Here is a 26,580-nt window from a genome sequence, read left to right as displayed (position 1 = left end):
GTGATCCGCTGTTCTAGTTCTAAGGTTTGGTGCGGGCGGGGTGATCTCGTAGAACGCAAAACGCAGAGGGAATTATCCCTCTGCGTTTTGCGTTTTTTACCTAGTTAACCAGCCGCGCGACTGTCGGGTTGAAACCCGATTTGACCCGAAGCTGTAAAGCGGCCACCGCCGGTCTTTTCGATTTTGCCATCCCGCAAGAGCTGACCAAAGGTCCGAAGACCGTCTTCGCGGTTGAACGATTCGACCTGTAGCTGGCGAACCTTGTTCATCAACTGAGGGCGGGAAAACTGATCGCGGTTTTCTACAAAGGACATATAGGCGGCCGCTGCTTCAAGCATTTCTGGCAGGGTGGTCGCCCCATTTTCGGTTGCGTATTGCGCAAATCCACCTACGTCTCCGGTTTCGGTTTCGTCACCCGAGAGGGACGGAACACGGCGCGGACGGACTGGCCCACGGTTCGTCGTGGGTTCCTCGGATGTGTCAACACGTTGTTCTGCAACCAGTTTCAGTGGTGCGGGCTTATCCGTCTCTGCACGTGGGCGGCTGCGGCCTGATCCAACTGCTGGGCGACGGGGGCGAACAACTGCGGCCAGATCTTCGCGATAGGCGTCATCACTGGACTGTGTGCCGACAGTTCCGCCCGCAGAGCGCTCCGCCTCCGCTGCGGCAACTGCGGCGCGCAGGTGGGAATAGGTGTCGCGATTGGTTGACAGGTCCGGGTCGTCCAATTTCTGGTCTGCCGCTTCCATCAGCCGTGACAGATCATTATCTGTCTTTTCTGGTGCTTGCTGACGTGCAGGCTTCTCGCTGACTTCGGCCTGCTCTGGCTCTATGATCTCAGCTACCTCAGCCTCGATAGAAGCGTCTTCTTGAATGGATTGCGCTTCTTCTTCAATCTGGGCGGCTTTTTCCTCTTCGGCCTCGGCATCATCTTCTTGATTGGACTTGGCTTTCAGCTCAGCTTCGACAGCTGCGAGTTCGCGCAACAGGTCTTCTTCGTCTTCAGGAGACAGAGAGGCAGCTGCTGGGTTTTGTTCATTAACGCGTGGTGTTTCTTCTTTTTCTTCAGTCTCAACCTGCTCTACATCACCTGAAGAGACTGCATTTTCAAAGTCGGTGTTTTTGACTTTGATAACGCGGACGCGGCGCGGTTTGTTCACCGTAGCGATGGGCTCTTCGGGCTCGCTGAGGATGTTCATTAGCTCATTGTCGGTCTCTTCGCTGTCACCCTCGGTGTCCAGATCAGAAAACAAAGCATCGCCTTTAGTCGGGGCTTCAGACACGTCGCTGGCGCGCTCGACGTTTTCCAGAATGGAGGAGATGTCGTCATCGGACTGCGTATCTTCGATGATCTGGTTCCGGTTGAGGTTCAGATCTTCGGCGTGCTCATCTTCGGAATAATCGACTTCATCTGTGCTTTTTTCGTTGCGGGAAACAACGGCACGGATACGCTGCAATTTTGCGGCGATGCTGTCCGAAGAGGGTACGATTTCAGGCTCTTCCAAAACTTCAGCTTCGGGAATTTCAGCTTCGATCTCGGGGGTTTCGTCAGATTGTACGGCGAGTTGGGCTGTAATGCTTTCGATCGTCGCAGCTGGAGCAGGTGAGGCGGTGTCAACTTTGATTTGCTCAGGTTCGGCTGCGGGCTCTTCGATCACCTCGGCAGCCGTTTCGACCAATTCCTGTGCATCTACCGGTTCATCGATCTCTTCAACGCTAGTATCTTCGGCGAGGGCCTCTTGGACAGAGGACTCCTCGACAGCGGTCTCTTCGAAGATGTCCGCGGGGGCTTCTTCTGCTGGCTGAATCTCGTCTTCCTGTGGAGGTGTAACCTCTCCGACAGGTTCCGCGGGCGGTTCTGCCGGTTCGACTGACTCGGGTGCTTCTACGGCCATCTCAGGTTCTGAGGGGGCCACAACTGTAGGAGCAGGGGCGATCTCAACTGTTTGAGGTGTAGGAGCAGGGTCTGCAGCGACGGGCACTGGCTCCGCTTCGGCGGCACGCAATGTGATCCCTTTGGAATCATGGTGCGCCTCGACCTGACGAGAGATTTCCCGTTGGGCAATGCGCGCCAGCATGTCCGCATCGGGTTGCGGCGGCTCCGCCCCGAAGTATCGGTCGTCTGATGCGAGATCCCGAAAATACTCGGCAATCGCTTTCATTGTGTCGAATGAGTCGTCAAACCCTTCGAGAGTGCAGGAAAACGTCCCATATGAGACGGTCAATACCTTGTTGTTCTGTACCATAGGATGCTCGTCCTCTACATACTTATTGAACCACTTCTACCATCCCTTGGACGTCAATTTCGGTCCGAATCTGTGCAAATGAACGTATCATTTTGTGTCCAGATTGTGTCCAAGCCAAAAATCGGACGCTAATTCGCGCATGACTCTGCCTATTGTTCAGACTTTGGAACCAATAACCTTGATCGGAGGCGGTCACTTGGGTCCTGACGACTGCAATCTTGCCTTGAAACATGCGCCTACTCTGGTTGCTGCGGATGGCGGAGCCCACGCTGCACTGGCAGAGGGTCATATTCCGCAGGCCGTTATTGGCGATTTTGATTCAATTTCGGCGTCAGTTCGAAACCGCATCCCTCCTGAACGTCTGTTTCCGATTCCCGAACAGGATAGCACGGATTTCGACAAAGCCTTGCGCCATTTGTCGACTCCGCTTGTGCTGGGGGTCGGGTTCATGGGACGGCGGGTGGATCATCAGTTGGCTGTGTTTAACGCGCTGATACGGCGCGCTGAACGCGCCGTGGTCCTGATTTCTGAACGTGAGGTGATTTTTCACGCGCCGCCCAAGTTGAGGTTGGACATTGCGCCGGGTGCTGTGGTTTCGATCTTTCCACTGGCCAAAACGCGGGCGCGGTCACAGGGCTTGGAATGGCCGATTGATGCCGTTCCCTTTGCGCCGGATGGTGCGATTGGGACATCCAACCGCACGCCCACGGGTCGGATAGAGCTCGAGGTGGACGCGCCGGGTTTGCTGATCTTTTTGCCGAGAGAAGCGTTGATCCCAGTTATGCAGGGGCTTCAGGCGTCGGAATCCGGGCGTTGGCCCGCTCGCGAAGAATGACATAAACGCCTGCCCCAATCGTAATGCAGATTCCGACGCTGGCCATGGTATTGGGCAGGTCGCGAAAGATGATCCATCCGATTGCGGTTGCGATTGGAATTTCCAAATACTGCATTGGGGCCAGCGTGGCCGATGGGGCAAAGCGCAGGCTCCAGGTCATCAGCAGATGCGCGCCAGTTCCCAAAGCGCCAATCGCGAACAACATCCATAGGGTGCTTGTATCTGGCATCGACAGGGACAAAGCGGGGATGTCCATCGCGTTACCAACCAGTAGAACCGGGAGCATGAGGGTCGAGGCGAGCACGCCAGATACTGCCTGCAGGCTAATTGGATCGGTGTCTTTGGCCAGTTGCCGGGTCACAAGCATGAAGAACGAAAAAACAAAGGCGACGACCACGGGCAAAAGTGCGGGCCAGCCGACCTGAACAAAACTAGGTTGAATGACAAGCAGCGTGCCGATGAACCCGACAAGACAGGCCGCAAAGCGCCTCATGCCGACATCTTCGTTCAGGATGTATTTGCCTAGAACCAGCATGATGAATGGCATGACAAAGGCGATTGCCACCGCATCAGCCAAGGGCAGGAATTGCAATGCGCTGAACATTGCCGTGATGCCCGCAATATGGAGCAGGGTGCGCAGAACCATCAGCCGGAACAGGCGTCCGCGCAAACGCCAAGGGCGCTTGGTCGTCACCACAATGGGAATCAGGATCGCCGCCTGCACGAGGAAGCGCACGAACACCAACAGGCCCAACGGCACAACCGCACCCAGAATTTTTGCCAATGCATCGCCCATGGGGGCAAGCACACAAAATCCCAACATCAACATGATGCCGAGAACGGGGCGGTCCATGGTTGGACTGAGAGTTGCAGATTGAGACATCAGCGCACGCTAACAGGCTTAGATCCGGGGGCAAGAGGCCCCTGTCTCAATCTGTGTAGAAAGTCAGCAGTTGGGGACGTTGACCGCTAGCCCGCCCAGCGAGGTCTCTTTGTACTTTTCATGCATGTCTTGACCAGTCTGGCGCATGGTTTCGATTGCGGAATCCAGCGGCACGAAATGTTGCCCATCTCCACGCAGCGCAAGTGACGCGGCTGACACGGCTTTGATCGCACCTAAGCCATTGCGTTCGATACAGGGCACCTGAACCAAGCCTTTGACGGGATCGCAGGTCATGCCCAGATGGTGCTCCAGAGCGATTTCCGCAGCATTTTCGACTTGCTCCGGTGTGCCACCCATAACGGCGCACAGCCCGGCTGCTGCCATGGCGGCGGCGCTGCCCACTTCGGCCTGACATCCGGCTTCGGCACCTGAGATAGAGGCATTGAATTTGACCAGCCCGCCAATGGCGGCTGCGGTCAGCAGGAAATCTTCGATATGGCTGGGTGCGGCGCCCGGTACATGGTCCAGATAATAACGCAGCGTGGCAGGCAGTACCCCGGCCGCCCCATTGGTTGGCGCCGTGACAACCTGACCGCCTGCGGCGTTTTCTTCGTTCACGGCCATGGCGTAAACGCTCATCCAGTCGTTGATTGTGTGCGGTGCGGTCAAGTTCATGCCACGCTCGGCTTCAAGCGCGTCATAGATCCCTTTGGCGCGGCGGCGCACGTTCAGGCCGCCGGGCAGGATCCCGTCGGTGACAAGACCGCGTTCGATGCAGCCATTCATGACCTCCCACAGACGCGCGGTACCTTTAGCAAGGGAAACCTCGCACCCACGTGAGATTTCATTGGCCCGTTTCATCGCTGCAATGGATTTCCCGCTGGCTTTTGCCATTTCCAACATCTCGGTTGCGGATTTGAACGGGTAGGGAACCGGATCGCCTTCGTCTGTGGCTTTGCCTTGAGCCAATTCCTCTTCGGTCAGAACAAAACCGCCGCCGATGGAATAGAACACCTGACGCAGGGTGACATCGCCCTGAGCATCGGTCGCCATCAAGATCATCGCGTTGGCGTGTCCGTCCAGCGTGTGATCGTAATCGAACACAAGATCGGCTTTGGGATCAAAGGCCAGCGGCGGCAAACCTTCGGGTTGGACCGTGTGGGTGGCGTTGATGTCGGCAAGCGCGGCTTCGGCTTTGTCATTGTCGTACGTGTCAGGAATGAAGCCGGCGAGCCCGAGGATCGTGGCGCGATCAGTAGCATGGCCAACACCCGTAAAGGCCAGTGAGCCGTGCAGGGATCCTTTGAGACCGTGGAACTCAAAAGGAGAGTTGCGCATCATGTCAAGAAACCGTGCGGCGGCCACCATTGGACCCATAGTGTGAGAGGACGAGGGGCCAATGCCCACTTTGAACATATCGAAGACGGAGAGGAACATCTTAGGTAGCTGAGCCTTCTAGAGGAGTGGCGTATTCGGGCGAGGTGAAGGGGGTGACACCCAACCCCTCGGCGGTGATCGCGACGCGGGTTGCGTCGCGGGTTTCAAGGGATTGTAGAATGCGTTGCAGGTGCGGCGTGTCGGCTAGGCTGAACCAGCTGTGGTCCGTCCCTTTGGGATACAGCGCCATCCATCGCATCATACAGGCAACATAATAGGTCAGAACCGATGGGGTCTGCGCATGAAACCAATCCGGTGCGTCCTGCGCGACCTGATCCAGCAGTTTCAAATGGTGTCGCAAACGCGGACGAATGCCTGCGCGCAATGTATTGGCTTGAGAGGGATCGATGTATTTCTCGGCGTAAAACAGAATGCGCAGATCTGCATGCAGTGTGTTCGAGGCAAAGAAGAGCCACTTGAGAAATGCGCTACGTTCATCGCTCTGAGGGTTTGGGGCCATTTGGCCCATGCGTTCGGAGAGCCAAAGCAGGATCGCGGCCGTTTCAAAGATCGGGCCTTGGGGCGTTTCCAGCACAGGGATCAAACCGTTTGGGTTCAAGGCTAGATAAGTTGTACTGTTTTGGGCCGATTTCGTACGATCCACCAGAACGGTTTCGAACGGTAGGCCCATCTCGGTCAGCACCAGCCGAATGATCAGCGAGGCATTGTCGGGGGCATAATGAAGGCGCAAAGTCTGAGTCATGGCCCCGTTCTATCGCTGGCCAAGGGGCAATGGAGGGTCGATTGCGACGTTTCCTATTGGAAACGCGCAATGATGTCATCTGTATATATGTCTTGAGAGTTAGGGGCGTTTGGCGGCTTTTCGACGTTTGCCCAATGCAAGACCGTCTCGCATATTCAGGCTTAAGAGGGTGATATTCGTCAGCCCTGCACAGAGCTCGATGACTTGGACTGTATAAAACAGAGTATCGAATTGACTTGATTGCGCGCGCAGGGCCAGAAACACGGCGCTGGGCAACAGGATCAACAGTCCGTTTGCAGCAATGATCTTCATCCGACGGCTTTTGTTAGCCACCTGCGGCAGCTTCCACCCTTTGCCCAAAGAGGCCCCAGTGGCGCCAGCGGTGGCCATGGCCGGGATAAGCAGAGCCATTCCATAGAGCACACCGGTTTTTACCATGGTGATTGTGTCATGAGATCCAAAGAGTTCGCTCAACACTGTGGACATCCAGAACGTTGTAATCGTGGCAAGGGCAAGGGTCCCGGCAGTGGCGTGTATTGCGGTTTTCATAGGAATCTCCTTAGAGCACAAAGATAGCATGCTATGTAAATTGCATTGCATAGCGTGCTATTCAAGTGTTTTTTACAAAAATGTCCAAATTCCAAGAAAACTCGGCGGGGTTCCTCGCCAATCAAATGGCTCGATTGTTTGCATCAGGGTTGGCGCGGCGGCTGAACGCACTCGACCTTGCACCTGCTCAGTTCATGGTTCTGCTGGAGTTGTGGGACGAAGATGCCCGCACCCAGGTTGACCTGGTCGCGGCGCTGGACGTCGAACAAGCCACAATGGCCAACACTCTGTCGCGTATGGAGCGGGATAAGCTGATAGAGCGACGGCCCTCTGAATCGGACAAGCGGGTCCGTATCGTTGTGTTGACGGAAAAGGCACGCCAGCTGCAGAAGGCGGCGATGGAAGGGGCGCAGGCTCAAAATGCAGCGGCTCTTGCTGGGTTCAGCCCCGATGAGGTGCAAACTTTTTTGTCCCTAATGCGTCGAACAATTCGTAACCTCAAAAGCGAAGCGTGACATCTGATTCCCCTGCAAACACTGACCGTCCTGCGGGATTGGATCTAGATTCCCTCTCGCGCCTTGGGGTTATGTTGTTATAAGTCGCACAAGGATGCATGAGGGGATGCTGTAATGACCGGGGAATTGTCGCCCATTGATAAAGCCAAGTTTGTTGCTGCCAAACGGGCCGCCGATTTCGTTGAAGACGGGATGCGGGTCGGTCTTGGAACGGGCAGTACCGCGGCTTGGTTGGTGCGCTGTCTTGGGGAGATGGTGCGCGACGAAGGTCTCAAGATCCGGGGTGTCCCCACGTCGACCCGGACCGCGCGGTTGGCACGAGATGTCGGCATCGAAGTCATTTCGTTGGATGAAGCGCGTTGGTTGGATCTGACAATCGATGGTGCGGACGAATTTGATGGGGATCTGAACCTGATCAAAGGCGGTGGTGGGGCATTGCTGCAAGAAAAGATCGTGGCGACGGCTTCGGATCAAATGGTTGTGATCGCTGACATCGGAAAAGAGGTCGAAACGCTGGGCGCTTTCCCGCTACCGGTTGAGGTCATTCCGTTCGGGTGGCAGACCACACAGGCGTTGATCGAAGAGACGCTGATTTCGATGGATGTGCTGGGCCGGTCCGCGACATTGCGGATGAATGGGGAAACGCCTTTCATCACCGACGAAGGCAATCACATTCTGGATCTACACCTGAACCGCATTGGCAATCCGCGTCAAATGGCCTTGGTGATCAACCAGATGCCGGGTGTGGTGGAAAACGGTCTGTTCATTGATATCTGCGACACGGTGGTGATTGGCTACGGGGATGGCCGGGTCGAACTGCGCGATATCAACGATGGGACGGTCGAACATGACCGGCTGGATTTTGTCGAAAGCGATAATCTGTTTACTGATCTGGCGGACTGAACACTAGGTTGCGTTTGCACGATCTGCCGTCCGTTTTGTAGGCGATGCTATTGTTTTCGTTTGTTACACTGGGAAACAGGGGCTTTCATTCCTAACATCCCGGCTTATGTGAACGGTTCATTGCAAGGCTGCCATCTTTTCCGGAGTGACGGGACGCACAAGTGCGACCTTTGAAATTACGGAACAGGCTGGACAGTGGCGCGGGATAAGTTACACCCTTTGCAAGGCTTTCGGGCGGTGCAGGAATTCCAGATGAGGCAAGAAAACATGAGCTTTGATTTCGATCTTTTCGTTATCGGTGGTGGATCTGGTGGCGTACGTGCGGCCCGAGTAGCAGCAGGCGAAACAGGGGCCAAGGTGGCTTTGGCCGAGGAAGACCGCTATGGCGGCACCTGCGTGATCCGGGGCTGTGTTCCTAAGAAATTGATGGTCTTTGCCAGCGAATACGCCGACATGGTGGAAGATGCGCAAAGCTATGGCTGGGATATTCAGCCCGGTGCTTTCAACTGGAACATGTTCAAAGGCAAAATGCATGCCGAATTGGACCGTCTCGAAGGCATCTATCGCAACATTCTGAAAAACAATGGTGTCGAAAGCTTTGATCAGCGCGCCAAATTGGTGGATGCGCATACGGTCGAATTGGCTGATGGGACACGCAAGACCGCCAAGCATATCCTGATCGCGACAGGCGGCTGGCCGACATTGCCAGATATTCCCGGTGCAGAACTGGGGATTTCGTCGAACGAGATTTTCCATCTGGATCAACTGCCCAAGAAGATGCTGATCGTGGGAGGCGGCTACATCGCCAGTGAATTCGCCGGGATCATGAATGGTCTTGGTGTTAAAGTCACACAGTATTACCGGGGCGCCCAGATCCTGCGCGGGTTCGATGACGAAGCGCGCGGGTTGGTCAGCGAAGAGATGTGCCAGAATGGCGTTGATCTGCGACTGGGCACCAATGTGCTGGAAATGCGCAAAGAGGGCGAACAGATTCTTGTCAAAGCTACAAACGGCGATGAAACCCTTTTCGATCAGGTGATGTTTGCAACCGGCCGGAACCCCAATTCAGACAACTTGGGCCTCGAAGAGTTGGGCATTGAACGCGGCCGCAAGGGAGAAATCCTTGTAGACCAGTACAGCCAGACGGCGGTACCGTCGGTTTATGCCATTGGCGATGTGACGGACCGCGCGAACCTGACACCTGTTGCGATCCGCGAAGGCATGGCCTTTGTCGAAACCGTGTTTAAAGGCAACCCGACATCGCCGGATCATGAACTGATCCCTACGGCTATCTTTACCCAGCCTGAGATGGGCACCGTGGGTCTAAGCGAAGAAGATGCGGCCGCGCAGGAACCAATCGAAGTTTATGCGACGTCGTTCAAACCGATGCAGCAAAGCTTTGCCGGACGATCCGCGCGGGTTTTGATGAAATTGATCGTGTCCAAAGCCTCGCGCAAAGTGTTGGGGTGTCATATCGTGGCTCCGGGCGCTGGTGAAATGATCCAGTTGGCTGGAATTGCAGTGAAAATGGGCGCGACCAAAGAAGATTTTGACCGGACGGTGGCGGTTCATCCGACCATGTCGGAAGAATTGGTCACAATGAAGCAGCCTGTGCGTAGCGCTTGATTTGCGCCCAGACGAACACAGGTTTAAGTTGATGCCGCGAAATGCGGTCTGACAAAGGGATGTAGACATATATGGCGGGCAACAGCGGTGGCCCCTGGGGGGGCGGAGGCTCTTCCGGTGGCGGAGATAACCAGGGAAACAATGGTGGTGGTAACCAAGGTGGCGGTAAGCGTCCCGAAGGCGACGGCAACCAGATCCCTGAAATCGATGAGCTGATGAAGAAAGGCCAAGAACAATTGCGCGTCCTGATGGGCGGTCGCGGTGGTTCGGGCCAAGGCGGCGGTGGCGGGCGTGGTCCTGTCGGTGGCGGTGGACCTTTGTTCACGCGCGGAACCGTTGCGCTGGGCGTATTGGTTGCTGTTGGTCTGTGGGGTTTGGCGAGCGTTTACACGGTCAAACCCGAAGAGCAGTCAGTAGAATTGTTCTTGGGTGAGTTTTCAGCGATCGGAAATCCGGGCCTGAACTTTGCGCCTTGGCCTTTGGTCTCTGCCGAAGTCATGCCAGTCACGCGCGAACAAACCGAAGACATGGGCGGTGCCCGTGGAGCGCAGGATGGCTTGATGCTGACCGGCGACGAAAACGTTGTCGACATCGATTATCAGGTGGTCTGGAACATCAACGATCCAGCGCTGTTCCTGTTTAACCTGCGTGACCCACGTCAGACCATTCGTGCGGTTTCAGAATCAGCGATGCGTGAAATTATCGCCCAATCCGAACTGGCACCGATTCTGAACCGGGATCGTGGTGTGATCGCCGATAAGTTGGAAGAGCTGATCCAAAGCACGCTCGACAGCTATGACAGTGGTGTGAACATCATTCGCGTCAACTTTGACAAAGCCGACCCACCGGCAACAGTGATTGATGCATTCCGTGACGTTCAGGCCGCTGCGCAGGAACGGGACCGTTTGCAGAACGTGGCTGACGCTTATGCAAACCGGGTTTTGGCCGAAGCACGGGGTGAAGCCGCCCAGTTGCTGGAAGAAGCCGAAGGGTACCGCGCTCGCGTTGTGAACGAAGCCGAAGGTGAAGCCAGCCGTTTCTCGGCTGTTTTGGAAGAATACTCCAAGGCGCCAGAAGTGACCCGCAAACGTCTTTATCTGGAAACGATGGAGCAGGTTTTGGGTGACGTGGACAAAGTGATCCTGGACAGCAATGCAACGGGCGAAGGTCAGGGTGTCGTGCCCTATCTGCCGTTGAACGAGCTGCGCAAAAATACTGATGGGGGATCGAACTGATGCGGAAGACAACATTTATTCTGCCAGTTTTGGTAATCGTCGTTGTTGCAGCTTTGTCAGCTTTGTTCATCGTGGATGAGCGAGAAAAAGCGCTGGTTCTGCAATTTGGTCGGGTTGTGGATGTCAAAGAAGAGCCGGGTCTGGCCTTTAAGATTCCATTGATTCAAGAAGTTGTGCGTTACGACAGCCGCATCCTTTCCATCGACGTGCAGCCGTTGGAAGTGACACCGCTGGATGATCGTCGTTTGGTTGTTGATGCATTCGCACGCTATCGCATTTCTGATGTGAAACAGTTCCGTCAGGCTGTTGGTGTGGGAGGTCTGCGGACTGCCGAAGATCGCCTGAACCGGATCCTCGTTGCTGAAACCCGCGAAGTTCTGGGTTCCGTAAGTTCCAAAGACATTCTGAGCTCGGATCGTGCGGCCCTGATGTTGCGGATCCGGAATGCAGCTATCGTACAAGCACGGGGCTTGGGTTTGGAAGTCATCGATGTGCGTTTGAAAGCCACCGATCTGCCGTCGCAAAACCTCGAAGCGACATTCGACCGGATGCGCGCTGAGCGGGAACGTGAAGCTACAGACGAGCGGGCCCGTGGTAACGAAGCGGCGCAGCGTGTGCGCGCGCAAGCTGACAGAACCGTGGTCGAGCTGGTTTCAGAAGCCAAACGCGAAGCCGAGGTCACACGCGGTGAAGCAGACGCTCAGCGAAACAACATTTTTGCCCAAGCATACGGCAAAGATTCAGAGTTCTTTGAATTCTATCGCTCGCTGACGGCCTATACCCGTGCGCTGAAAGCTGGAAACAGCTCCATCGTGATGAGCCCGGATTCTGAGTTCTTTAACTATCTGAAGTCGTCCACGGGCGCTTCTAAATGATGGCAACGATCTTTCTGGCCCTTGGGTTGGTACTGATTGTCGAGGGGCTGGCGTACGCGCTGGCCCCTTCGCTTGTGGAGCGGATGCTTGAGGTATTGCGCAGCCTTCCAGAAAGTGCACGGCGTCAGGTTGGGCTGATTACCTTGGTGATCGGTGTCATATTGTTGTGGATTGCGCATCAGTTGGGTGTCTGAAAGGGTGGTGATACCGCTCTTGTTAGAGGTTTCACATGCACCCGATTTACGCGCTTTGGGCTCATCCCCGATCTATGTCCACGGCGATAGAGCGGATCATGCGTGAACGGGGTGATCTGGACTGTGCGCACGAGCCGTTCATGTATGACTATTACGTACACCGTGGCGTCGGGCAGATGCCACATTTCGATGTCCTGGCTGATCACCCACAGGAATATTCCGATATTCGTGACATGTTGTTTGAACGGGCTAAGCATCAGCCAGTGTTCATCAAAGACATGAGCTATTACGTTATGCCGCATATCTTAGGGGATAGCGCCTTTCAGGGAAGGCTGCGCAATGCGTTTTTGGTGCGCCGACCACGGGCAGCTATTGTGAGTTATCACAAGATTGATCCGGAATGCAGTTGCGAGGAAATTGGCATTGCCGCGCAGTTGGACCACGCTCAAGGATTGGCCGCACAAGGGGATACACCGCTGGTGATCCGCTCTGAAGATGTGCGTGCCAACCCGCGGGGAATGATGTCGGCGCTGTGGCGCGCCTGGGGGCTTGCCGAGGCCGACCATGCCTTTAACTGGCAGTGTGAAGCCCCCAAAGATTGGCAACAAGTTGAGGGGTGGCATGCCAAAACCATGCAGACTCAGGGAATTGAACCACCCGATCCGAACGCCGAGGAAAACGAACGCCGCAAATTCGATGCGTTGGCAGCCCAAGTTCCAAAACTGGAGACATATCTAGCGACTCATGAACCCGCGTATCAGACCCTGAGTGACATGGCTTTGAGCGCAAACTCATGACTTGGTCTTCACGTTAGGGGGATTTGGAGGCGATCACGAGTTGCTAGGCGAGACAAACTCACTACATTAGATATCAAACCCTTTGGGCAATGATCCCCAAAGGCGCAGGTTGAGACAAGGAGATCTCCAGTGCAGCAGGCTAAGGCCCTTTCCATACCCCTTCGACAAGACGGCGCGATGATGCGTATGCGTTTGATGTGGCTGGGCGCTCTCACCATGTTCTTGGTGCTGGCGCAAACTCTGATGGTGCAAGCGCGACCAGAAAGCCTTGCGCCATTGGCCGAAAAATTCAGCCCCGCTGTGGTGAATATCACGACATCGACTTTGGTCGAAGGCCGGTCCGGTCCACAGGGGATTGTGCCCGAAGGGTCCCCGTTCGAAGATTTCTTTCGCGAGTTTCAGGATCGCAATGGTGATGGAGAGCGTCCGCGCAAATCATCGGCTCTGGGATCAGGGTTCGTGATTTCCGAAGATGGCTATGTGGTCACGAACAACCATGTGATCGAAGGTGCCGATGAAATCTTGATCGAGTTCTTTCCTGGCGACGGGCAACCTGAAGAACTGCCTGCAAAGGTGATCGGTACTGATCCAAAAACAGATATCGCGTTGCTCAAGGTTGAAGCACCGGGTCCGTTGAAATTCGTCAAATTTGGCGACAGTGACACCGCGCGTGTTGGGGATTGGGTCATCGCGATGGGCAATCCATTGGGGCAGGGGTTCTCGGTCTCTGCGGGCATTGTGTCCGCGCGCAACCGGGCCTTGTCAGGCAGCTATGATGACTACATCCAAACTGATGCAGCCATCAACCGGGGTAACTCGGGCGGTCCATTGTTCAACATGGACGGGGACGTGGTCGGCGTGAACACCGCGATTTTGTCGCCAAATGGGGGCTCGATCGGGATCGGATTTTCTATGGCGTCCAATGTGGTGACCAAAGTTGTGGCGCAGTTACGTGAATATGGGGAAACCCGTCGTGGCTGGTTGGGAGTACGTATTCAAGACGTCACGGATGATGTGGCCGAGGCGATGGGGCTTGAAGAAGCTGCTGGCGCCTTGATCACGGACGTGCCCGAAGGCCCGGCAAAAGAAGCCGGTTTACTGGGCGGCGACGTGATCCTGACCTTTGACGGGGTTGATGTGAAAGACACCCGTGGATTGGTGCGTCAGGTGGGCGAAACCGAAGTCGGCAAAGCCGTGCGTGTTTTGGTGTTCCGGGACGGTGGGACCCAAACCGTGCTGGTGACGCTTGGGCGTCGCGAAGATGCGGAACGTGCCGATGAAACGGGCCAAACGCCCGAAGCCACACCAGAAGTTTCTGAAAAGGATGTTCTTGGTCTGACGGTCAGCACGTTGAATGATGCACTGCGTGAAGATCTGGGTATAGACAGCAGCGCAAACGGTCTTGTGATCATGAACGTGGATGAGGCTTCTGAAGCCTTTGAAAAGGGCCTGAGAGCTGGTGATCTAATCACCGAGGCTGGGCAGCAAAAAGTGACGTCGCTTGCAGACCTTGAGGCGCGTATTGAAGAAGCAAAAGAGGCCGGGCGTAAGTCGTTGCTGTTGCTGGTGCGCAGGAACGGAGAGCCGCGCTTTGTGGCGCTGAGTTTGGATCGCTAGTCGGTACCATCTCTAATAACGAATAAGACGGCCGAACCATGGTTCGGCCGTTTTTGTTTGAACTGAGTAGAATTTAGTAAGGGAGACATTGGGTAAATAAGTTCGAGCCATGTGTGGGGACACATGGCTCGACATGGTCAGGGCCAGTTGGGACAGAACACTGGGGATGCTCGACCAGCCCTTGAATATAACCAAGTAAACGTATGACTGATTCTGATGCGGTTAACTGTGAAATGGTTCACAGATCGAACGTTTTCTTACCTAAATCTGTTCCAGATCCGCCAAGACATGCAGCGCCTCTAAGTCTTGGATAAGAATCCCGGAACGTACGGTTTCGATCACACCCAAGCGTTTCCAGGCGGCAATGGTCTTGGAAATAGCTTCACGTGTGGCGCCGACGTATTCAGCCAGTTCGGATTGAGAAAGGGCTACTGTTTTGGGGCACGAGTCGCTTACGGGTGCGAGGTGAAGCAACTTGCGCGCCAGTCGCGTCGGAACGGGCAGAAACACTTGTTCATTCAATTGCCGCCCCATCCAGCGCATCCGCAAACCGGCCAACCGGATCATATCCCCGGCCAGCTCTGGGTGCTTGTTAATTTGCGCAAGTATGTCGGCATTGCGCACCTTAAGGACCTGACTGGGCTGGGTGGCGGTAATGGTTGCAGTGCGCGGGCCGGGGTCAAAGAGCGAAATTTCACCAAATATCGCGCCAGGGCCCATGAGGTCTAGGGCAAGCTTGCGCCCTTGCAGCGACAGAACTGAAACTTCCAACGCACCGTCCGTTACCGCAAAGAGCGCATCACCCGGATCCCCTTGATCGAACAGCACTTGACCCCGGCTCAGAGACACGGGCCTGGCCTGTGCAGCCATCATAGATTTTAGTCGGTCAGAAGCATCGGCCAGAAAGCCGGTATTGGGTAGCGAAATCATTAACACACAGTCCTTTTACAACGCGCTCCGCGTCAAGGCGTTTGTGTGACCTTTTTCGTGACCGTAATCAACTTTCTTGATCAGGGTCGATCAAATACCGTTGCAGCAGAGAAAACTGCAGCATGAGAAATGCCATCAACGCCAAGGGGAACCCAAAGGTTTCAATCTTGACCCACAGGTCCGTGGACATTGTTCGCCAGACTACTTCATTTGCCACAGCCAAAACCGCAAAGGCCAGGCACAGTCGGCGGGTCAGAATCATCCAGCCTTCGTTTTCCATAGGCAGCATTTCATTGAGAACAAAGGCAAGATAGCTGCGTCCTTGCAGCAGGCCGATGCCCAATGTCACGGTGAAAAAACCATAGACAAGTGTGGTCTTCATTTTAAAAAACCGCTCGTCATTGAACCAAGCGGTAAGCCCACCAAAGAAGATAACCATGAAGGCGGTAAAGATCTGCATCCGGCTCAGCTTACCTGTCAGGAACCAAAGGGCCCCCATGGCAGCCAGCAGGATTGGAACAAAGAGAAGCGTAGCAACGATAAAGCCGGAATAGTCGACCCCACCCATGGTATAGGTGTTTTCCTTGATCCGGATATAAAGCAGGAAAAAGGCCAGCGTTGGGCCAAGTTCGAGCACTTGCTTCATAATCGGGTTGATGTCTTTTTTATTGGCCATCTTGGATTGGTCCTGCTCTGTCATCCGCCCATCTCAACTATCACGGCACCCAGCGCGATCAATGCCATAAGCGCAATTCGTCGCGGTCCGACGGTTTCTTTCAATACCAACCAGCCGATGAGGGCGGCAAACACGGTTGATGTTTCGCGTAAAACGGCCGCTTCGCCAACTTTGTCGAGCCGGGTTGCCATCATTACGGAACCAAAAGAGGCAAAGGCGATCAATCCCCCGAAAAATCCCCGCACCATGAGCGGGCCGGGGGCAGGGCGATTTTCCATGTTGCGCCAGCGCCGATAGGCGAACCAAGGCAGGGTTGCGCCATCAATCATGAAAAACCATGCCAGAAAGGTGAACGGATCGGCGGTCGCGCGGATGCCATAGGCGTCATACGTGGTGTAGAGCGCGACCAGCAACCCCGTGGCCACAGCCAAACCCATTGCCAGATGCAGGGTGTCACGTTCGCTTTCCAGATTGCGTAGATTGTAAAGTGCCAGTCCAAAGATCCCGGCCAACAAGGTCGCAACACCGAGCCATTGGATCAGCGTGAAAACCTCGCCAAACAGGACATAGGCCCCGATCACCGTAAACAACGGCCCTGTGCCACGCACAACGGGGTACACGACGGTATACGCCCCTTTGGTATAGGCCAGCGCCTGCAAACATTTATAAGCGACGTGTATGGCCCAGACTGCCGCAAAGATGGGCCACATGTGGGGTTCGGGCCATGGCACCACAAACAGTGCAAAGGGCGCGGCCATCAAACCGTAAGAGGCATCAATGGCCCCACGGGACAACCACGGATCATGTCGCCCCTTTTGCAGGGCCCCAAAGATGGCGTGCAAAAAGGCGGCCATCAGCGCCAGCGCCAGCGCCAACTGGTGCCCTGCCTGTGTGCCTTCGAGGGAAATCAGCCAGTCGCTCACGCTGTTGGGCTTTCGTTAGGGTGGTGGCAAAGGATCAGTTTTGACCCAGGCCCGTCAGAGCGGCTGCAAAATCTTCGGGATCAAAGGGGGCGAGGTCGTCGATCTGTTCCCCGACACCAATGGCATGGATCGGCAGGCCAAACTTGTCAGCCAGAGCCACCAAAACGCCGCCTTTGGCTGTTCCGTCCAGCTTCGTCATGACCAACCCGGATACATCGGATATTTTGCGAAAGGTTTCGACTTGGCTCAGCGCGTTCTGCCCTGTTGTGGCATCCAGCACCAGAAGGGTGTTGTGGGGCGCTGTCTCATCCTTTTTGCGAATGACGCGGACGATTTTTGCGAGCTCTTCCATTAGATCCGCGCGATTTTGCAAGCGGCCAGCGGTGTCAATCATCAGCAGATCCGCGCCGTCTTCTTCGGCACGTTGCATGGCATCAAAAGCAAGCGAGGCGGGGTCTGACCCTTCTGGTGCTGTCAAGACGGGCACGCCAGCGCGTTCACCCCAAACCTGCAGTTGCTCTACGGCGGCGGCGCGGAAGGTATCGCCTGCCGCAATGACGACCTTTTTACCGGCGCCTTTGAATTGGCTGGCCAGCTTGCCGATCGTGGTGGTTTTACCCGATCCATTTACACCAACCACCAAGACGACTTGCGGACGCTTTGGGTAGATGGGCAGCGGTTTTGCCACCGGTTCCATGATGCGGGTAACTTCCTGCGCCAAAAGTTGTTTGATCTCATCAGTTGAGAGCTTTTTGCCGTAGCGACCTTCAGCCATGTTTGCAGTGACGCGCAGGGCGGTATCAACCCCCATATCAGACGTGATCAACAGTTCTTCGAGCTGTTCCAGCATGTCGTCATCAAGGGTGCGCCGAACGACGGTTTTCGCATCGTCGCGGGTAAACAGGCGACCTAGAATAGATTTAGGATTGGCGGTTTCGCTTGGGGTCTGTGCAGGAGGTGCAGGAGCCGGAGCAGGGGTCGGCTGGGGTGTTGGTGCCGCTGCAATGGTTTGCTCGGGTTCTGCTTGTGCAGGCGCTGTGACTGGTGTGGGGACTTCCGGTTGCTCTTCAGCGGCTGTAACGGGTTCTTCCTGACCACCGTCCTCAACAATAGCGTCCAAGCCCTGTTCCAATTTAGAAGAGGATTTAAAGAGCTTATCTTTGAGCTTTGAGAAAAAGGCCATTTCGGATCTCCGCCAAGTATCACTTCCACCTAATGCGGATTTGCGCCGGTTGCAAAGGGTCAGGTGAACGCAAGAAGGAATCCGACTTGTGCACCCCAATAAAGGGGCCAGATCAGATAGGGCGTTACGCGCATCGCCGGATGCCCTTCAGGCAACAGGAACTTTTCCGTCGCAAGCGTCAGGTCCGACGCGATAAAGGCGGCGGCGGCAGGCCAAGCCCAGACCAGCATGCCGGTTGCGGGCAAGCAAAGGGCCGCAACGCCCATGCCAAGAATGATCGGGATATATAGCAGAACCGGAACACGCAGGTCCCCAGCACGTGGCGCCAGCACCACGGCCATAACAACACCCAGAGCAGCCAACGCCGCGATGATCCACGCGTTATCGGACAAGAGGTCCAGATCACTGTGGCTGTGGGTTAAAAACAAGAGGATGTAGGCAATATGGCCTGCGGCGAAGCTCCCGATACCAGCCATAAAGGTTTGTTCAGTTTCAGCTGATAAAAACGCATCCCCAGCTGCACACAAAGCCAAAGCAATTGCCAAGAGTATGGGGGCGTCACTGAACGCCGCCAAAATCGCCAATAGCGCAACCGACAGCGTTTTGGTTAGGGTTCGCACGGGGCTGGCACCACGCGCTGTCATAGTTAGGTAAAGAATGGCGCAGGCCGCAGCCGGAATGAACAGGGTCCAAAAGAGAGGGATAGGCATCAAAGCTCCGCTGAGCATACAATTTGCGGGCATGGTCCAAAATTTGTTCCCCCTTTGCAAGCTTACTATTTGAGGCCACAAGGAAATGACCGCTGTGTATCGCTGGTGCAGGGCTATTGGGCATGAAAGGGCGCAGGAATGATCTGGTATGGACTGGCTACTGTGCTACCGGCTGCCCTGATTGCACTGGCCTGTGTGTTACAGGGGATGTGGTGTTTCGCAGCCTTGCTGGGCATGACGCTGTATGTCGTTCTCATGGATTCAGCCCCTTTGGCCCCTTTGGCAAAACGGGACGATGAGCAGAGTTTGCGGCTCGGGGATTGTCTGACAATCTGTTTGGGTGTTGTGCATTTTGTGGTCTTGGGCCTTGCTGTTTGGGGGCTGACACAGGGGACAATGGGCGTTTGGCACGTTCTGGCCCTTGGCAGCGCGGTTGGGTTGTGGCTGGGACAGGTTTCAAACCCCAATGCGCACGAGCTTATCCATAGGTCTGGGCGTGGGTATCGGGCGCTTGGTGTCGCGATTTACGTCAGTCTATTGTTTGGTCATCACGTCTCGGCACACCGTTTGGTGCATCATGTGCATGTCGCAACCGACAAAGATCCGAATTCGGCCAAACGGGGTGAGGGATTCTATCGGTTTTGGTTCCGTGCTTGGTGGGGCTCGTTTGTGGCGGGGTGGCGTGCGGAAAAGGCGCGCCGTCAAAAGCGGCCATCTTGGAAACATCCCTATCTGATTTATTCTTTAGGGGCTGGACTGTGTTTGCTTGGCGCCTTTGGGATTTCGGGTGGTTGGGGCGTGGTCGCGTTGGTTGCGGTGACGGGCCATGCGCAGGTTCAATTGCTGTTGGCTGATTATGTGCAGCACTATGGCTTGCGGCGGAGCCTGATTAAGGCTGGGCGCTATGAGCCTGTAAAGGCATATCATTCATGGAACGCACCCCATTGGTATAGCGCAGCGATGATGCTCAACGCGCCGCATCATTCTGACCATCATCTGTTTCCAGATCGCAAATTCCCGCAATTGGATGTTTCGCCGGATCTGCCAATGCTGCCCTACAGTATGCCCGTGATGGCTGTTATCGCCTTGTGCCCGCCTTGGTGGCGTCATGTCATGGATTGCAGATTGGCGGACCTGACGGTTAGGCCGAGCGAGAGCTGAGTGTAGCGTGGGCAGTTCGGATCTGGCAAAATAATTTTATGATACGACGTTTCTTGATTCTCATCTTGTTGTCAGCAGGGCCAGGTGCTGCGCAAAGCGTCATGACCGCTGATGAATTTGATGCATATACGCGTGGGAAAACGTTGTATTATGGCTTTGATGGCATCGCTTATGGCGTTGAACGGTATATGGGGGGGCGCAGGGTTGCATGGTCTTACCTAGATGGGGATTGCAAAGAAGGGATCTGGTACCCGCAGGATGAGCAAATTTGCTTCCTGTATGATGACCGTCCTGATCCGCAATGCTGGCTGTTTGTAGATACGCCACGCGGACTTGTGGCGCGTTTTGAAGGGGATCCAGAGGCGACTGAGCTTTATGAGGCTGAACAGGTCGACGAAGAGATGGTGTGTTTTGGGCCTGATGTCGGCAGTTGATATTTAAAATAGGGACCCTTGGTCAGGGGGCGTTGGTTTCGGCTTTGCTGTAGGTTTCGCAGCGGCTTTTGCGCCAAGCGCGAGACGTCCATCGTGGAACTGGATTTCCAAATCACTGGCTTTGGCAGCCTGCGCTTTGCTGGTGATCAGCGTGTCTTTCGAGCGCACAACGGCAAACCCGCGTTCAAGCGTCGCCTCATACCCAAGAGATGTGCGCAACCGCTCAGTTGTTTCCAGCTGCGCGCGCAGGCGTTTGATCTGAGTTTGAGCTACGGTCGAAAGGCGTTGCGACAGCGCCTGCAATTCTGCAGTCTTGCGTGCCAGATCATTTTGTAAACGGAGAGGCTTTAGCCCATTGGCGCGGATATCAAGGCGTTCACGCCGCGTTTCAATCAATCGATCCAGTGCTGGGCTCAAACGGGCTGCAAGGCGATTAGTGACTGTTGCATCATCCTTTATGCGTCGCAACAAAGTGGCAGGCCGTAAGGGTGCGGTGGTTTCAGACAGATTCAAGCGACGGGTTTGAACACCGCGAATCAGGGCATTAGGTAACTTGTCAGAAATCTGGTCCAGTCGTTGTCTGGGACTGTCCAACAGGCTGTCCGCACGTGGCAGGGCCCGAGACAGATCGCGCAGACGCTGTGCACGCCGTTGAACGGCATCCGCACCGCTGCGGCTGAGGCGCGCGCCTTGTTCTTCGATCCAAGCAGCTAGTTCCAGACGCACCGGAACGGCCAGTTCAGCCGCCGCCGTGGGAGTTGGTGCGCGTTGATCCGAGACAAAATCAATCAGTGTTGTGTCTGTTTCATGCCCGACCGCAGAAATCAGGGGAATTTCGCTGTTTGCGGTGGCGCGGGCGACCACCTCTTCGTTAAACCCCCAGAGGTCTTCGACTGACCCACCGCCTCGCGCCACGATGATCAGGTCCGGGCGTGGCAATGCCCCGCCGGGCGTCAAAGCGTTAAAGCCATCAATGGCACAGGCCACTTCTGGGGCGCAGTTCGCGCCTTGGACGGCAACCGGCCAGATTAACACTTTGCGGGGAAACCGGTCCCGAAGGCGGTGCAGAATGTCTTTGATAACCGCGCCTTGCGGAGATGTGATGACCCCAATGATTTCGGGTAGGTATGGCAACCGCTTCTTGCGCTCTTGGGCAAAGAGCCCTTCGGCCTCGAGCGCCTTTTTGCGTTTTTCCAGCAATGCCATCAACGCGCCTTGGCCTGCGACAGCGACCTCATCCACGTTCATGTTGTATTTTGACTGTGCGCCAAATGCTGTGAGGCGCCCGGTTACGACGACCTCCAAACCTTCTTCGGGGACGACGGACAGACCCGAAACCTGACCCTTCCACGTTGTGCAGGCTAGAACGCTGCGATCGTCTTTGACATCATAGTACAAGTGGCCAGAACGGGCGGTAAAGACACGTCCCACTTCGCCGCGCACACGGATTCGCCCGAACGACCCTTCGAGTGTGCGCTTCACTTCTCCGGACAGTTCGGAAACGGAATATTCGGGCATATTTTGCCCCGGGATCGGGTCGTCTAGCAGGTCGGACATTTCAGCGCCTTGTTTCGTCAGCCTGTGCAGCTTAGAACGCGCGACAAGCAAGGCCAAGCAGATCGGAGCGCGTTCCCATGAATATTCTTATACTCGGTAGTGGTGGGCGCGAACACGCGTTGGCCTGGGCAGTCATGCAGAACCCAAAGTGCGACAAGTTGATTGTTGCCCCGGGCAATGCGGGCATCGCACAAATCGCAGAATGTGCTGATCTGGACATCATGAATGGCGGTGCAGTGGCCGTGTTCGCCGAAGCCAATGCCATTGATTTTGTGATCGTTGGCCCAGAGGCACCTTTGGCAACAGGTGTGGCGGATCGGCTGCGCGACGCGGGTGTTCTGGTCTTTGGACCTTCGGAAGGAGCAGCGCGTCTGGAAGCCTCCAAAAGTTTTACCAAGGAAATTTGCGACGCCTCGAATGCGCCCACAGCGGGCTATGGCCATTTCACGGATGCAGAGGCCGCCAAAGCCTATATTCGTGAACAGGGCGCGCCCATTGTTGTCAAAGCCGATGGCTTGGCAGCGGGCAAAGGCGTAATCATGGCGTTTGATATACAAACCGCGCTGGATGCGATCGATGATATGTTTGGCGGGGCCTTTGGGGGCGCGGGCGCCGAAGTGGTGATCGAAGAGTTCATGGAAGGCGAAGAGGCGTCTTTGTTTGTGCTTTGCGATGGTGAAAACATCCTGTCGATGGGATCAGCACAAGACCACAAACGCGTTGGCGATGGCGACACCGGCCCCAATACTGGCGGTATGGGAGCTTATTCCCCGGCTCCAGTGCTAAGCGCAGAGATCGAAGCGCGCGCAATGGAGCAGATCGTGCAGCCTACGATGACCGAAATGGCCAAACGGGGCATGCCGTATCAGGGCGTTTTGTATGTGGGTCTGATGATCAAGGACGGGCAACCCCGCCTTGTCGAATACAATGTGCGCTTTGGCGATCCAGAGTGTCAGGTTCTGATGATGCGCCTGGGGGCACAGGCGATGGACTTGATGCATGCCGCCGCCGAAGGACGGTTGAACGATACACGTGTCAACTGGGGTGATGATCATGCTATTACCGTGGTCATGGCGGCAAATGGGTATCCTGGATCCTATGAAAAAGGGTCTGAAATCAATGGCCTTGATGCGCTACCGGAAGATAGCAGAAATATGGTGTTTCACGCAGGCACCAAAGCCGAGGGTGGTGCGATACTGGCCTCTGGTGGGCGTGTTTTGAACGTGACGGCACGAGGTGACACGTTGCAGGAGGCCCGCGATCGGGCTTATGCGATGGTTGAAGCAATCGATTGGCCCGGTGGTTTCTACCGCAATGACATCGGTTGGCGCGCCCTCTGAGAGCGAGGGGCTCCCGCGTCTTGGAATGCATCAAAGATGCACCGCCAAGGGCCTTGGGCCCGGCAGCCCGCAAAAGCGGGCTGCGGTTGCGCCTGATTGATCAGTCTAGATCCCAATGGCGTGTTTACAGGTATCTGTGACGTATTCTCGTGAGAGCTTTGTCTGCGAATCCGCAAGGGTCAAATTGGCTTTAGGCGCAGTGGTTCTGTGAGCTAGAGCGGATTGGTGCGACAGAGCAAAGGCGGGTTGAGCGATTGATCGTACGTGATGAACCGGGACTTTGGGCGCTGACCTTTGCCATGCGCGGATCTGTTTTGCCTAAGATCCTCCCCCGCATTGCGGTGGTCACTGGGATTTCTATCGCATTGGTTTGGTTCGACCACGCCATTTGGCCCATTCATTTGGCTGGGGCTGCGCCGTTTGCGGTTTTTGGAGTGGCTTTGTCGCTGTTCCTTGGGTTTCGAAACAACGCAGCTTATGACCGTTGGTGGGAAGCGCGCAAATTGTGGGGGCAGTTGATTGCCGATTGTCGTGCCTATGCGCGCGAGCTGGATGTGTTTGTCTCTGAGGTCTCTCATCGTCATACATTGTTGCGATTGGCCGGTGGGTTCATTCATCTTCACAGGGTGAACCTGCGTGGAATTTCCCCGGATGGGATTGCGCGTGTTTGGGTGGACGATCTGCTTGATGCCCCTCATCCCCCGTGTGCCGCTCTGAATGCCATCGCGCATTCCCTCAGGGACGCTCAGAAAAACGGTGCGCTCGACGGGTTTGGCGCCAAGGCTTTGTCCGAGCGACTCGCCTCGATGGCATTGGCGCAGGCCGGATGTGAGCGGATCGCCACAACGCCATTGCCATTTGTTTATTCGCTTTTAGTGCATCGAACCAGTTTGCTGTATTGTTTGCTGGTACCTTTGGGGGTGATGAACATCGCAGGGTGGATGACGCCGGTTTTTGTCGCGGTGATTGCTTATGTTTTCTTTGGGCTTGCGGCGGTCACAGAGGAATTGGAGCGTCCATTTGGATCTACCGTAAATAGCCTGCCACTGGATGCGATGTGTCGGGTGGTCGAGATCGCACTTGCGCCACATCTGGGTGAAGCCGCACCTAAACGAATGCAGCCTGTGGCACATGTGCTGAGTTAACTCTGGGCTTGGATAGGGGGCTGAAGCTTACTTGTTTTGGTCACATGATAAGGCTTCTAATGCGCCCTTGCTGCTTAGCGGTCCCAAATCTTTTACGTCCCAACCGCGATCAAAGGTGACGGATTGAAGGCGGCGCCAGTTACCTGATGCCAGAATCATTTCGGGGGCGGAGCCGCAGTTTGCTATGCCACCGAAGATATAGTCGTCACCGATGCGATGGTTGGTAAGTCCGGGTATCTGGGCGATTTCGTTTAACCGCTGGTTACTGAACCGCCAAATGCGTAGGGTTTTCGCCAAGTGTGGGCGATCAATATAGGCGATTTCAATATGCCCATCCCCATCCAAATCAGCTGCCCCGACAGGTGCGAGCCATCGATTTGTACGGCCAATATGGGGTGTTTCAGCGATTTTTCCGCTGGGTCCATATAGAGCGAGCGCAGCCCCAAGCGCCATGTCTGTTTCAACAACCATAACGGCATCGGCGTGCCCATCCAGATTCAGGTCCACAAGTCGTGGTTCGATATCTTCAAAAACGTGATCGGTTGGAAGTTCTACCGTCACATTTGAGGTCACGCCATTGCGCCCATCAAAGGAGATAGAGAGACCACCAAATTCGATGGCGTCGCCGAGCACGCCATGTGCGTACCGCGTTGTAGGGAGCTGAAAGGAAGCGTCTTTGATGGTTTGACCATCGGGAAACCACTCCCCGATGTCGTTCGCACTCATTTGCGCCGCAACTGGGCCAGCCCCAGTTCCAAGGGCGGCCAATAGCCAAAGACGCGCCATCTGCCTTGCGCGGCGGGCAGGGCCGGGCCAAAGGCGGGCCAGCTGACGCCGCGCTTTGGACCCAGAGATCTGCATCAGATCTGTTTTTCCGGCATTTGAACGATCAAACCGTCCAATGCGTCTGTCACTTTTACCTGACAGGTCAGACGCGAGCGGGCTGCATCCGGTTCAAAGGCAAAATCCAACATGTCTTCTTCCATGTCGTCCTTGGCTGGGATCTTTTCAACCCAGTCAGGATGTACGTAAACGTGGCAGGTCGAGCACGCACAAGCACCACCACAATCGGCTTCGATGCCGGGGATGTTGTTGTCGCGCGCGCCTTCCATCACGGTCAGTCCGTTGGCGACATTCACGGTATGCTCTTTGCCGCCGTGCTCGATATAGGTAATCTTTGCCATTGCTCAGGTCTTCCTCTGCGATGTTCCGCCATTTCCTTAGACAAGCGCAAAAGCGGATGCCAGCCTCATTTGCGACGTAGGCATGGCGCGTCTGGACTTTCGTAACGTATATTCTTCTTTTGTTCCTGTTTGGCGTACTGGGATGGCCTTCGTGCGGGATATAAAGGTGCGCTCTCTCTCATAATTTTGTCGCAAACTGTCGTGGCCGCAGAGTTTGGGTTAAGGGCCATGTAACTTGAGTGTGCCCTGGTTCAGAGGCGCGCGCGCCCCTTCGGAAAAGCAATCTATCCCTGATTTCCTGACACAGGCCTCCTGCAGGCTTTGCCTCATACCAAGGAATACGGTATGGTTCAGAAAAACCGCCCCCAGAGGCTCAGAGCATGACCCAGTTTCGATTTCCGTTGCGCCTGATGGCGGTTGCTTGTTTTGGGCTGAGCGTGAGTGCGTGCGTTGATAACTTGCCGGATCTGGATGCGCTGAACGAACCCGAAGTGTCGCGCCTAAGCCAAGTTGCCCCACCGGGCGCCGAACCAGGAACGTGTTGGGGCAAACATGTTACACCAGCCGTTATCGAAACCGTTACGCTGCAGGTGATGATGCAACCTGCCGAAGTGCTGGCAGATGGCACAGTGAGGCAACCGGCGATCTTCAAAACGGAAACGCAGCAGCAAATTGTGCAAGAGCGCAAAGAGATCTGGTTTCAAACCCCGTGTCAGGAGCAAATGACACCGGAATTCGTCTCATCGGTCCAGCGGGCTTTGGCGGCGCGATACCTTTATCGCGGGTCCGTTAACGGTGAGATGGATGCGCGCACACGCGCTGCGGTGCGCAAATACCAGAAACCCGAGGGATTGGATTCTGGTATTTTGTCTTTAGCAGCGGCGCGCAAATTGGGACTAGTAGCGGTTAAACTAGATTAACT

At 55.4% G+C, this 26,580-nt stretch carries 27 protein-coding genes; 14 read left to right on the top strand and 13 right to left on the bottom strand.

All coding sequences use genetic code 11. The features are described from left to right. Window positions 1-104 precede the first annotated feature (104 nt). The gene (locus tag ABWV33_RS14550) at window positions 105-2,246 is read right to left on the bottom strand and encodes a chemotaxis protein CheA (protein WP_353331757.1); all 2,142 of its coding nucleotides are present in this window, start codon (window positions 2,244-2,246) and stop codon (window positions 105-107) included. A 139-nt stretch (window positions 2,247-2,385) separates the two neighbouring features. Here ABWV33_RS14550 and ABWV33_RS14545 point away from each other — a divergent pair, with 139 nt between their 5' ends. Then, window positions 2,386-3,081 (top strand): thiamine diphosphokinase, encoded by a 696-nt coding sequence (locus tag ABWV33_RS14545; RefSeq protein ID WP_353331755.1) that lies wholly within the window; start codon window positions 2,386-2,388, stop codon window positions 3,079-3,081. Here the strand turns inward: ABWV33_RS14545 and ABWV33_RS14540 are convergent. From ABWV33_RS14540 to ABWV33_RS14525, 4 genes are all read right to left on the bottom strand, one after another. Next, a complete protein-coding gene (locus ABWV33_RS14540; RefSeq protein ID WP_353331753.1) occupies window positions 3,026-3,964 on the bottom strand; it encodes a DMT family transporter in 939 nt (312 codons plus the stop codon). The genes ABWV33_RS14545 and ABWV33_RS14540 overlap by 56 nt on opposite strands. A gap of 63 nt (window positions 3,965-4,027) precedes the next feature. Then, a complete protein-coding gene (locus tag ABWV33_RS14535; RefSeq protein ID WP_353331751.1) occupies window positions 4,028-5,401 on the bottom strand; it encodes an L-serine ammonia-lyase in 1,374 nt (457 codons plus the stop codon). Between the two features lies 1 nt (window position 5,402). Beyond that, window positions 5,403-6,104 carry a glutathione S-transferase family protein gene (locus tag ABWV33_RS14530; protein ID WP_353331749.1) on the bottom strand — a complete coding sequence of 234 codons (702 nt, stop codon included), beginning with the start codon at window positions 6,102-6,104 and terminating at the stop codon, window positions 5,403-5,405. Window positions 6,105-6,203: 99 nt separating this feature from the next. Beyond that, complete coding sequence (locus ABWV33_RS14525) at window positions 6,204-6,653, bottom strand: hypothetical protein (RefSeq protein WP_353331747.1); 450 nt, start codon at window positions 6,651-6,653, stop codon at window positions 6,204-6,206. Window positions 6,654-6,733: 80 nt separating this feature from the next. On the opposite strand from ABWV33_RS14525, the gene ABWV33_RS14520 reads away from it, so the two are divergent. From ABWV33_RS14520 to ABWV33_RS14485, 8 genes are all read left to right on the top strand, one after another. Then, window positions 6,734-7,168: a MarR family winged helix-turn-helix transcriptional regulator gene (locus ABWV33_RS14520; protein ID WP_353331745.1), complete on the top strand. Its 435-nt coding sequence runs from the start codon at window positions 6,734-6,736 to the stop codon at window positions 7,166-7,168. 114 nt (window positions 7,169-7,282) lie between these two features. Then, complete coding sequence (gene rpiA, locus ABWV33_RS14515) at window positions 7,283-8,071, top strand: ribose-5-phosphate isomerase RpiA (protein WP_113823364.1); 789 nt, start codon at window positions 7,283-7,285, stop codon at window positions 8,069-8,071. 267 nt (window positions 8,072-8,338) lie between these two features. Further along, window positions 8,339-9,697 (top strand): glutathione-disulfide reductase, encoded by a 1,359-nt coding sequence (gene gor, locus ABWV33_RS14510; RefSeq protein ID WP_353332001.1) that lies wholly within the window; start codon window positions 8,339-8,341, stop codon window positions 9,695-9,697. Window positions 9,698-9,768: 71 nt separating this feature from the next. Then, window positions 9,769-10,932 carry an FtsH protease activity modulator HflK gene (hflK, locus tag ABWV33_RS14505; RefSeq protein WP_353331743.1) on the top strand — a complete coding sequence of 388 codons (1,164 nt, stop codon included), beginning with the start codon at window positions 9,769-9,771 and terminating at the stop codon, window positions 10,930-10,932. Further along, window positions 10,932-11,807: a protease modulator HflC gene (gene hflC / locus ABWV33_RS14500; protein WP_353331741.1), complete on the top strand. Its 876-nt coding sequence runs from the start codon at window positions 10,932-10,934 to the stop codon at window positions 11,805-11,807. The genes hflK and hflC overlap by 1 nt, the downstream gene beginning before the upstream one ends. Then, window positions 11,807-12,001, top strand: a complete 195-nt coding sequence (locus ABWV33_RS14495; RefSeq protein ID WP_121998804.1) for a DUF2065 domain-containing protein — start codon at window positions 11,807-11,809, stop codon at window positions 11,999-12,001. The genes hflC and ABWV33_RS14495 overlap by 1 nt, the downstream gene beginning before the upstream one ends. Window positions 12,002-12,036: 35 nt before the next feature. Next, on the top strand, window positions 12,037-12,798 hold the full coding sequence (locus ABWV33_RS14490) for a sulfotransferase-like domain-containing protein (protein WP_353331739.1): 762 nt from the start codon (window positions 12,037-12,039) through the stop codon (window positions 12,796-12,798). A 177-nt stretch (window positions 12,799-12,975) separates the two neighbouring features. Further along, window positions 12,976-14,415, top strand: coding sequence for a DegQ family serine endoprotease (locus tag ABWV33_RS14485; RefSeq protein ID WP_164619670.1), 1,440 nt, complete (start codon window positions 12,976-12,978; stop codon window positions 14,413-14,415). 261 nt (window positions 14,416-14,676) lie between these two features. Here ABWV33_RS14485 and ABWV33_RS14480 read toward each other — a convergent pair whose 3' ends face one another. The 5 genes from ABWV33_RS14480 to ABWV33_RS14460 form a co-directional block, all read right to left on the bottom strand. Next, window positions 14,677-15,345, bottom strand: a complete 669-nt coding sequence (locus ABWV33_RS14480) for a Crp/Fnr family transcriptional regulator (RefSeq protein ID WP_353331737.1) — start codon at window positions 15,343-15,345, stop codon at window positions 14,677-14,679. 67 nt (window positions 15,346-15,412) lie between these two features. Continuing rightward, on the bottom strand, window positions 15,413-16,021 hold the full coding sequence (locus ABWV33_RS14475) for an inner membrane-spanning protein YciB (protein WP_353331998.1): 609 nt from the start codon (window positions 16,019-16,021) through the stop codon (window positions 15,413-15,415). A 20-nt stretch (window positions 16,022-16,041) separates the two neighbouring features. Then, complete coding sequence (locus ABWV33_RS14470; RefSeq protein ID WP_353331735.1) at window positions 16,042-16,944, bottom strand: EamA family transporter; 903 nt, start codon at window positions 16,942-16,944, stop codon at window positions 16,042-16,044. A 34-nt stretch (window positions 16,945-16,978) separates the two neighbouring features. Further along, window positions 16,979-18,127 (bottom strand): signal recognition particle-docking protein FtsY, encoded by a 1,149-nt coding sequence (ftsY, locus tag ABWV33_RS14465; RefSeq protein ID WP_353331733.1) that lies wholly within the window; start codon window positions 18,125-18,127, stop codon window positions 16,979-16,981. Between the two features lie 59 nt (window positions 18,128-18,186). After that, complete coding sequence (locus ABWV33_RS14460) at window positions 18,187-18,837, bottom strand: lysoplasmalogenase family protein (RefSeq protein WP_353331731.1); 651 nt, start codon at window positions 18,835-18,837, stop codon at window positions 18,187-18,189. Window positions 18,838-18,975: 138 nt separating this feature from the next. Between ABWV33_RS14460 and ABWV33_RS14455 the strand changes: the two genes are divergently transcribed. Then, complete coding sequence (locus ABWV33_RS14455) at window positions 18,976-19,998, top strand: alkane 1-monooxygenase (protein WP_353331729.1); 1,023 nt, start codon at window positions 18,976-18,978, stop codon at window positions 19,996-19,998. A 38-nt stretch (window positions 19,999-20,036) separates the two neighbouring features. After that, complete coding sequence (locus ABWV33_RS14450) at window positions 20,037-20,432, top strand: hypothetical protein (protein ID WP_353331727.1); 396 nt, start codon at window positions 20,037-20,039, stop codon at window positions 20,430-20,432. A gap of 3 nt (window positions 20,433-20,435) precedes the next feature. Here ABWV33_RS14450 and xseA read toward each other — a convergent pair whose 3' ends face one another. After that, on the bottom strand, window positions 20,436-21,989 hold the full coding sequence (gene xseA / locus ABWV33_RS14445) for an exodeoxyribonuclease VII large subunit (protein ID WP_353331725.1): 1,554 nt from the start codon (window positions 21,987-21,989) through the stop codon (window positions 20,436-20,438). Between the two features lie 77 nt (window positions 21,990-22,066). On the opposite strand from xseA, the gene purD reads away from it, so the two are divergent. Continuing rightward, a complete protein-coding gene (gene purD, locus ABWV33_RS14440; RefSeq protein WP_353331723.1) occupies window positions 22,067-23,329 on the top strand; it encodes a phosphoribosylamine--glycine ligase in 1,263 nt (420 codons plus the stop codon). Window positions 23,330-23,583: 254 nt separating this feature from the next. Continuing rightward, window positions 23,584-24,474, top strand: a complete 891-nt coding sequence (locus ABWV33_RS14435) for a bestrophin family protein (protein ID WP_353331721.1) — start codon at window positions 23,584-23,586, stop codon at window positions 24,472-24,474. A 27-nt stretch (window positions 24,475-24,501) separates the two neighbouring features. Here ABWV33_RS14435 and ABWV33_RS14430 read toward each other — a convergent pair whose 3' ends face one another. Both ABWV33_RS14430 and ABWV33_RS14425 read right to left on the bottom strand, forming a co-directional pair. Next, window positions 24,502-25,335: an FG-GAP repeat domain-containing protein gene (locus ABWV33_RS14430; protein WP_353331719.1), complete on the bottom strand. Its 834-nt coding sequence runs from the start codon at window positions 25,333-25,335 to the stop codon at window positions 24,502-24,504. Beyond that, window positions 25,335-25,658 carry a 2Fe-2S iron-sulfur cluster-binding protein gene (locus ABWV33_RS14425; RefSeq protein ID WP_113823379.1) on the bottom strand — a complete coding sequence of 108 codons (324 nt, stop codon included), beginning with the start codon at window positions 25,656-25,658 and terminating at the stop codon, window positions 25,335-25,337. Before ABWV33_RS14425 ends, ABWV33_RS14430 begins: the two co-directional genes overlap by 1 nt. 380 nt (window positions 25,659-26,038) lie before the next feature. Between ABWV33_RS14425 and ABWV33_RS14420 the strand changes: the two genes are divergently transcribed. After that, window positions 26,039-26,578, top strand: coding sequence for a peptidoglycan-binding domain-containing protein (locus ABWV33_RS14420; RefSeq protein WP_353331717.1), 540 nt, complete (start codon window positions 26,039-26,041; stop codon window positions 26,576-26,578). Window positions 26,579-26,580 lie beyond the last annotated feature (2 nt).

Source organism: Phaeobacter sp. NW0010-22, assembly GCF_040365955.1.
Taxonomy (GTDB): domain Bacteria; phylum Pseudomonadota; class Alphaproteobacteria; order Rhodobacterales; family Rhodobacteraceae; genus OMPR01.
The sequence above is the reverse complement of the archived record's forward strand: the minus strand, read 5'-3'. Positions and strand labels throughout refer to the sequence as shown.